The following is a 6,898-nucleotide window of genomic DNA, read 5'->3' on the forward strand; positions in this document are numbered from 1 at the left end:
CGCACCCGGCCGCGCGAAGAATTCGACGAACGGCTGCCACGCCGCGGCGCGGCGCCGGTCAGGCGATCGCCGCGGCGTGGCAGCCGTTCGTCGAATTCTTCGCGCGGCCGGGTGCGATCGTGATCCTGCTGTTCATCCTGATCCACAAGATCGGCGACACGCTTGGGCAGCTGGTGCTGCGCCTGCTGCTGGACGACATGCGCTTTTCGAACGACGAAATCGCGCTGTACGATGTCGGTATCGGTTTCTGGGCGTATCTGATCGGCATCTTCATCGGCGGCGCGCTGTACGCACGGCTGGGGCTGAAGCGGTCGGTGTTCATCAGCCTGCTGCTGATGGCACTGTCGAACCTCAGCTTCGCGTTGCTGGCGATGGCGGGCCATTCGAACGCCGGGCTGGCGGGCGCGATGCTGTTCGAGAATATCGCTTCCGGTATCGGCGGGGTGACGGTGGTCGCCTATTTCTCCGCGCTGTGCGACCTGCGCTTCACGGCGGCGCAATATGCGTTGATCTCCGCGGCGGCGAGCGTGGTAGGGCGCGTGCTGACCGGGACGACCGCCGGGGCGCTGGTGGAGCGGTTCGGCTTCGTCAATTTCTACCTGTTAACGACGATCGTGGCGATCCCGGGGGTGCTGATCTTCTGGTGGATGAGCCGGTCGGGGCTGGTCGACCGGTCGGTCGGCAGTGCCGGGATCGAAGGGCCGGGGGACGCGCGCGACGGCGCGTCCGCCTGACCATGCCGCCTTACATCGCAACAGGTCGCCCTTCGTCGGCGAAGGCGGCGGCGACCGCCGCCGCGCTGGCAAGGACGCCGTCTACCCCGCGCTGACCCAGCAGGTCCTGCATCAGCAGCCGCGCGCTGTCGCTGCGCGTCTCCACCCGCGCCAGCACCGACAGCAGGGTGCGTTCGGCCGGGGTCATCCGCGCGCAGCAGCATGGCGCGATCGCGATCGGCTGCGTCGCGCTGGCCGCCATGTCGGCCATGAACGCGCGCATCAGCGTCAGCGGGCGGCGAAACGCTTCCCCGAACGTGGAGAACAGCACATGCGCCGCGCGGGCATCGCCCAGCCCGTGCGCGCCCATCCGACGGATCGCGAACAGCGCGACGCGGGCATGGCCACACGGCGGCAGCGCATAGGGCAGGGTGGAGAGCGTGGCAGTACCGGTCAGCGGCATATCGGTCATGATCGAACGACTCCTCGTGTCGCGAGGAGGATCGTCCAGCCGCTATTGCAAGTCAATCGCAATCTATCGGGTCAGTCCGGCAACTCGTCGTTGGCAGCCAGCACCGTGCCCGCCAGGTACAGAGACCCCGCGAGAAGCATGACCGCAGGCGGCTCCCCGCGCGCCGCCAGCGCGGCGACGGCGGCGATCGGATCGGTGGCGGCGAATGCGCTCGCGATCCCCAGCGAGCGCGCCAGCGCGACCAGCGCATCGGGGGCGTGATGCTCGTGCCCCGGCACGGGCACCGCCACCAATGTGTCGATGCGATCGGCGAACGGGCGCAGGAACCCCGCCGGATCCTTGTTCGCCAGCATTCCCACGACCAGCGCGCGCGGCGCGTCAGTGGCATCGATCCACCCGGCGATCGCCTCGCCCGCGGAGGGGTTGTGCCCGCCGTCCAGCCAGAAGGCGGTGGCCGGCAGCGCCGCGGTCAGCGGGCCGGGGGCGAGCCGTTGCAGGCGCGCGGGCCAGCGTGCCGTGCGCGCGGCGGCGGCCAGCGCCGCATCGGGGATGCGCACCGCATCCTGATGGCGCAGCATCGCCGCCGCCAGCGCCAGATTGTCGCACTGATGCGGTCCCGGCATCGTCGGGATGGGGAGCACGAGCGCGCCGTTACGATCGGTGTAGGCGATGCCCTCCGGCGTGCTCCGGGCCTGCCATCCGGCACCTTGCGCCAGCAGCGGCGTGTCGGCGGCCCTTGCGGTGCGCGCGATGACCTGCGCGATTCCGGCGGGATAGGCCATGGTGAGCAGCGGAACGCCCGGCTTCGCGATCCCGGCCTTTTCGGCAGCGATCTGTTCCAGCGTGTCGCCCAGGAACGACTGATGATCCAGCCCCAGCGCGGCGATGCCGCACGCGACGGGGGCGGGCAGCACGTTGGTGGCGTCCAGCCGGCCGCCCAGCCCGACCTCGATCACGCAGGCATCGGCGGGGTTCCGTGCGAAGGCGAGGAACGCCGCCGCGGTCGTCACTTCGAAAAAGCTCGCACCGATATCGCCGCCGGCGTCGAGCACCTCCGCCAGCAAGGCCGCCAGCGTCGCATCGTCGATCAGCGTCCCGGCGATGCGGATCCGTTCGTTGAACCGCACCAGATGCGGGCTGGTATAGGCATGGACGCGGCACCCCGCGGCCTCCAGCGCGGCGCGCAGGAAGGCGCAGGTCGATCCCTTCCCGTTGGTGCCCGCGACATGGAAGACCGGGGGTAGCGCGCGCTGCGGATCGCCCAGCCGCGCCAGCAGCCGGGTGATCCGGTCCAGTCCCAATATGTCCGCGCCGGGGGATAACGCCCACAGCCGGTCGAGCTGCGCCTGGACGGCCGCGTCCGCGGAAACGGCGTGATCGGCCATGGTGTCAGCGCCCTGCGCGGGTCAGGCCGCTGCCTTCCGTGCCCCGCACAGATAGCCGATCACCGTCGCCAGCCGCTCGCGCAAATCGCGGCGGTGGACGATCATGTCGATCATCCCGTGCTCCAGATAATATTCGCTGGTCTGGAAATCGTCGGGCAGCTTCTCGCGGATCGTATTCTCGATCACGCGGCGACCGGTGAACGCCAGCGTCGCCTTGGGCTCGGCGATCTGCACGTCGCCCAGCATCGCATAGGCGGCCATGACCCCGCCCGACGTCGGATCGGTCAGCACGACGATGTACGGCAGGCCGGCGTCGTGGAGCATCTGGATCGCGACGGTGCTGCGCGGCATTTGCATCAGGCTGAGAATGCCTTCCTGCATCCGCGCGCCGCCCGATGCGGTGAAGACGACGAACGGCGCCTTGTCGCGGATCGCGGCCTCCACGCCCTGGATGAACGCCTCGCCCACCGCCTGGCCCATCGAACCGCCCATGAAGGCGAAGTCCTGCACGCCGATCACGACGCGGTGGCCGTGGATCGTGCCACGTGCGTTGAGGAAGGCATCCTGCTCGCCGGTGCCGGTGCGTGCGGCCTTCAGCCGATCGGCATAACGCTTCGAGTCGCGGAACTTCAGCGGGTCCTCGACCGCCTTGGGCGCGGGCAGCACCTCGGCGCTGCCCTCGTCGAGCAGGTAGGCGAAGCGTTCGCGCGGGCCGATGCGCTCGTGGTGGTCGCAAGTCGGGCAGACGTGGAGGTTCTCCTCCAACTCCTTGGCGAACACCATCGTCCCGCACCCCTTGCACTTGTGCCAGAGGTTGTCGGTGGTCTGCTGCTTGGCGCCGGGGACGATCCCCGACAGCGCGTTGCGGACGTTGCTGAGCCAGCTCATGCGGGTTGCTTTCGTGCGTCGGCCAGCGCAGCCGACAGGGACTGGACATAGGTGGTGACCGGTGCGGCCGCGGCGGCACCGTGTTCGGCGACGATCTCCACGATCGCGGAGCCGACGACCACGCCGTCGGCGACCCGGCCGATCGCGCGCGCCTGTTCGGGGGTGCGTACGCCGAAGCCGACCGCGATCGGCAGGTCGGTCGCGCCCTTCAGCCGCGATACCGCTTCCTCGATCGACGCCTGCACCGCCTGCTGCTTGCCGGTGATGCCGGCGACGGAGACGTAATAGACGAAGCCGCTGGCGCCGCCCAGCACGCTGCCCAGCCGCGCCGCATTGGTGGTGGGGGTGGCCAGCCGGATCAGATCGACCCCCGCCGCGCGCAATGCGGGGCCGAGCGCGTCGTCCTCCTCCGGCGGCACGTCGACGCAAATGACGCCATCAACGCCCGCATCGCGCGCCGCCGCGGCGAACCAGTCCGCCCCGCGACGCAGCATCGGATTGGCATAGCCCATCAGCACCAGCGGTACGTTCGGATGGCGCGCGCGGAACCCGGCGGCGATGTGCAGGATGTCGGCGGTGGTCGTGCCGGCGCCCAGGCTGCGGATGTTCGCCGCCTGGATCGCTGGGCCGTCCGCCATCGGATCGGTGAAGGGCATCCCCAGTTCGATCACGTCGGCCCCGCCCGCGACCAGCGCGTCGAGGATCGCGGGCGTCGCCGCAGCATCGGGATCGCCCGCGGTGACGAAGCAGACGAGCGCGGGCCGCTCGGCGCGGAAGGCGTCGGCGAGGCGGGTCACATCGACACTCCCAGCGCCTCGGCGACGGTGAAGATATCCTTGTCGCCGCGTCCGCACAGATTGGCCAGGATGACCTGATCTTCGCGCATCGCCCGCGCGCGGCGCGTGACCGCCGCGATCGCGTGCGCCGGTTCCAGTGCAGGGATGATCCCCTCCGTCCGGCACAAAAGCTGGAAGGCGTCCAGCGCCTCGCGGTCGGTGACCGACGTGTATTCGACGCGGCCGATATCCTTCAGCCACGCATGTTCGGGGCCGATGCCCGGATAATCGAGACCGGCGGAGATCGAATGCGCCTCCGCGATCTGGCCGTCGTCGTCCTGCAGCAGATAGGTCTTGTTGCCGTGGAGAACGCCCGGGAAGCCGCCCGCCAGGCTGGCGGCATGGCGCGCGTCCAGACCTTCGCCGGCCGCCTCGACGCCCAGCATCGCGACGTCGCTGTCGTCCAGGAACGGATGGAACAGCCCGATCGCGTTCGATCCGCCGCCGATCGCGGCGACCAGCAGGTCGGGCAGCCGCCCGGTGCGCGCCAGCATCTGCGCGCGCGCCTCGCGCCCGATCACGCTCTGGAAGTCGCGGACCAGTTCGGGATAGGGGTGCGGTCCGGCGGCGGTGCCGATGATGTAGAAGGTGTCGTGGACGTTGGCGACCCAGTCGCGCAGTGCCTCGTTCATCGCGTCCTTCAACGTGCGCGCGCCGCTTTCCACCGCGCGCACTTCCGCGCCCAGCAGCTTCATGCGGAACACGTTCGGCGCCTGCCGCTCGGCGTCCTTGGCGCCCATGTAGATGATGCACGGCAGGCCAAAGCGCGCGCACACGGTCGCGGTGGCGACGCCATGCTGCCCCGCCCCCGTTTCCGCGATGATCCGCGTCTTGCCCATGCGGATCGCCAGCAGGATCTGGCCGATGCAATTGTTGATCTTGTGCGCGCCGGTATGGTTCAGTTCGTCGCGCTTGAACCACACCTGCGCGCCCTTGCCCGGTGCCGCGCCGTCGCGCAGCGCCTCGGTCAGCCGCTCGGCATGATAGAGCGGCGAGGGGCGGCCGACATAATGTTCGAGCAGGTCGTCGAACTGCGCGGCAAAGGCCGGATCCTGTTTCGCGGCGCGATACTCGCGCTCGAGATCGAGGACGAGCGGCATCAGCGTCTCGGCGACGTAGCGGCCGCCGTAGTCGCCGAAATGGCCGCGCTCATCGGGTTGTGCGCGGAAGGAATTGGGAGCGTTCATAGTGAGGCGACCCGTTGCAGGAAGGCGGCGATCTTGTCCACGTCCTTGACGCCGGGCGCGGTCTCCACGCCCGAGGACACATCGACCAGCGGCGCGCCGGTCCGGCGCACCGCGTCGCCCACATTGCCCGCGTCCAGGCCGCCGGAGAGCGCCCAGGGCAGGGGATGGCGGAAGCCGTCGAGCACCGACCAGTCGAATCGCACCCCCATCCCGCCGGGCAGTTTCGCGCCGTCCGGCGTCTTGGCATCGTACAGGATCAGGTCGGCCGCGCCGGCGACGCGCGCGGCGTTGTCCAGATCGGCGCGCGTTTTCACCGCAACGACCGCCCATATCTCGCGCCCACAGCGCGCGCGGATCGCGGCGATCCGGTCCGGCGCGGTCTTGTGCAGCTGGATCGCGTCGAGCGTGTCGGCGGTGGCGTCGAGCAGCGCGTCATCAGGATCGACGAACACCCCGACGCGGCGGACATGCTGCGGCATCCGCTGCGCCAGCGCGCGTGCCCGTTCTGGGGCGATATAGCGCGGGGAAGGCGCAAAGAAGTTGAACCCGACATGGCTCGCTCCCCCGGCGATGGCGGCGTCGAGCGTCGGTGCGGTGGACAGGCCGCAGATCTTGGCGGTGGCGGGCATGACGGGCGATATAGGGGCGGCGGGCGCGTTTGTCCCCCACCCGTGTCGCGTCGTGCCGCCTACAGCGTCGCCTCGATCGCGCGCGCGGCGGCGTCGGGGTCTTCCGCCTGGGTGATCGGGCGGCCGATCACCAGGATAGACGCGCCGTCGTCCAGTGCCTGTCGCGGGGTGACGACGCGCTTCTGGTCGCCGGCCGCGCCATTGGCGGGGCGCACGCCGGGGACCACGAAGAACCCCTTCGGCCAGGCGCGATGCGCGGCCTTCACCTCCACCCCCGAACAGACGATGCCGTCCAGCCCCGCCGCGAGCGCCAGATCGGCCAGCCGCATGACATGGTCGTGCGCGCTGCCGCCGACGCCGGTATCGGCCAGGTCGCGGTCGTCCAGGCTGGTCAGCATCGTCACCGCCACCACCTTCGTATCCGGGTGCGCCGCCGCCTTGGCATCCTCCAGCATCGCACGCCCGCCGGCCGCGTGGACGGTCAGGATCGCGGGCGCCAGCGGGGCAAGCGACTGCACCGCCTTCGCGACGGTATTGGGAATGTCGTGCAGCTTGAGGTCGAGGAACACCGGCAAGCCGATCTCCTCCATCGCGCGCACCCCCGCAGGGCCGTTGGCGCAGAAGAATTCGAGCCCCAGCTTCAGCCCGCCCACGTGGTGCCGCACCCGGGTGGCGAGCGCGCGTGCGCGTTCCAGATCGGGTGTGTCGATCGCGACGAAGATGCGGTTGCTCACGGCTGGACTCCGTTGGGGGCTGGGCCGGTGTCCGCGGGAACGGAGGGCACGGGG

At 70.1% G+C, this 6,898-nt stretch carries 7 protein-coding genes and 1 pseudogene; 1 reads left to right on the forward strand and 7 read right to left on the reverse strand.

What is annotated here, in order from left to right; all coding sequences use genetic code 11:
• Positions 1–734: pseudogene (locus AX685_RS06880) on the forward strand (MFS transporter); the annotation flags it as partial.
• A 10-nt stretch (positions 735–744) separates the two neighbouring features.
• Here AX685_RS06880 and AX685_RS06885 read toward each other — a convergent pair.
• From AX685_RS06885 to pyrF, 7 genes are all read right to left on the reverse strand, one after another.
• Positions 745–1,185 carry a DUF6628 family protein gene (locus tag AX685_RS06885; protein ID WP_066486855.1) on the reverse strand — a complete coding sequence of 147 codons (441 nt, stop codon included), beginning with the start codon at positions 1,183–1,185 and terminating at the stop codon, positions 745–747.
• A gap of 71 nt (positions 1,186–1,256) precedes the next feature.
• On the reverse strand, positions 1,257–2,570 hold the full coding sequence (locus AX685_RS06890; protein WP_066486857.1) for a bifunctional folylpolyglutamate synthase/dihydrofolate synthase: 1,314 nt from the start codon (positions 2,568–2,570) through the stop codon (positions 1,257–1,259).
• 21 nt (positions 2,571–2,591) lie between these two features.
• On the reverse strand, positions 2,592–3,458 hold the full coding sequence (gene accD / locus AX685_RS06895; protein WP_066486859.1) for an acetyl-CoA carboxylase, carboxyltransferase subunit beta: 867 nt from the start codon (positions 3,456–3,458) through the stop codon (positions 2,592–2,594).
• Positions 3,455–4,255: a tryptophan synthase subunit alpha gene (gene trpA, locus AX685_RS06900; RefSeq protein WP_066486861.1), complete on the reverse strand. Its 801-nt coding sequence runs from the start codon at positions 4,253–4,255 to the stop codon at positions 3,455–3,457. Before trpA ends, accD begins: the two co-directional genes overlap by 4 nt.
• Positions 4,252–5,481, reverse strand: a complete 1,230-nt coding sequence (trpB, locus tag AX685_RS06905) for a tryptophan synthase subunit beta (protein ID WP_066486863.1) — start codon at positions 5,479–5,481, stop codon at positions 4,252–4,254. The genes trpA and trpB overlap by 4 nt, the downstream gene beginning before the upstream one ends.
• Positions 5,478–6,110 (reverse strand): phosphoribosylanthranilate isomerase, encoded by a 633-nt coding sequence (locus AX685_RS06910; protein WP_066486865.1) that lies wholly within the window; start codon positions 6,108–6,110, stop codon positions 5,478–5,480. Before AX685_RS06910 ends, trpB begins: the two co-directional genes overlap by 4 nt.
• 59 nt (positions 6,111–6,169) lie before the next feature.
• A complete protein-coding gene (gene pyrF / locus AX685_RS06915; protein WP_066486866.1) occupies positions 6,170–6,844 on the reverse strand; it encodes an orotidine-5'-phosphate decarboxylase in 675 nt (224 codons plus the stop codon).
• Positions 6,845–6,898 lie beyond the last annotated feature (54 nt).

Origin of the sequence: Sphingomonas sp. CCH9-F2 (assembly GCF_001556735.1) — a bacterium.
GTDB classification, from domain to species: domain Bacteria; phylum Pseudomonadota; class Alphaproteobacteria; order Sphingomonadales; family Sphingomonadaceae; genus Sphingomonas; species Sphingomonas ginsenosidimutans.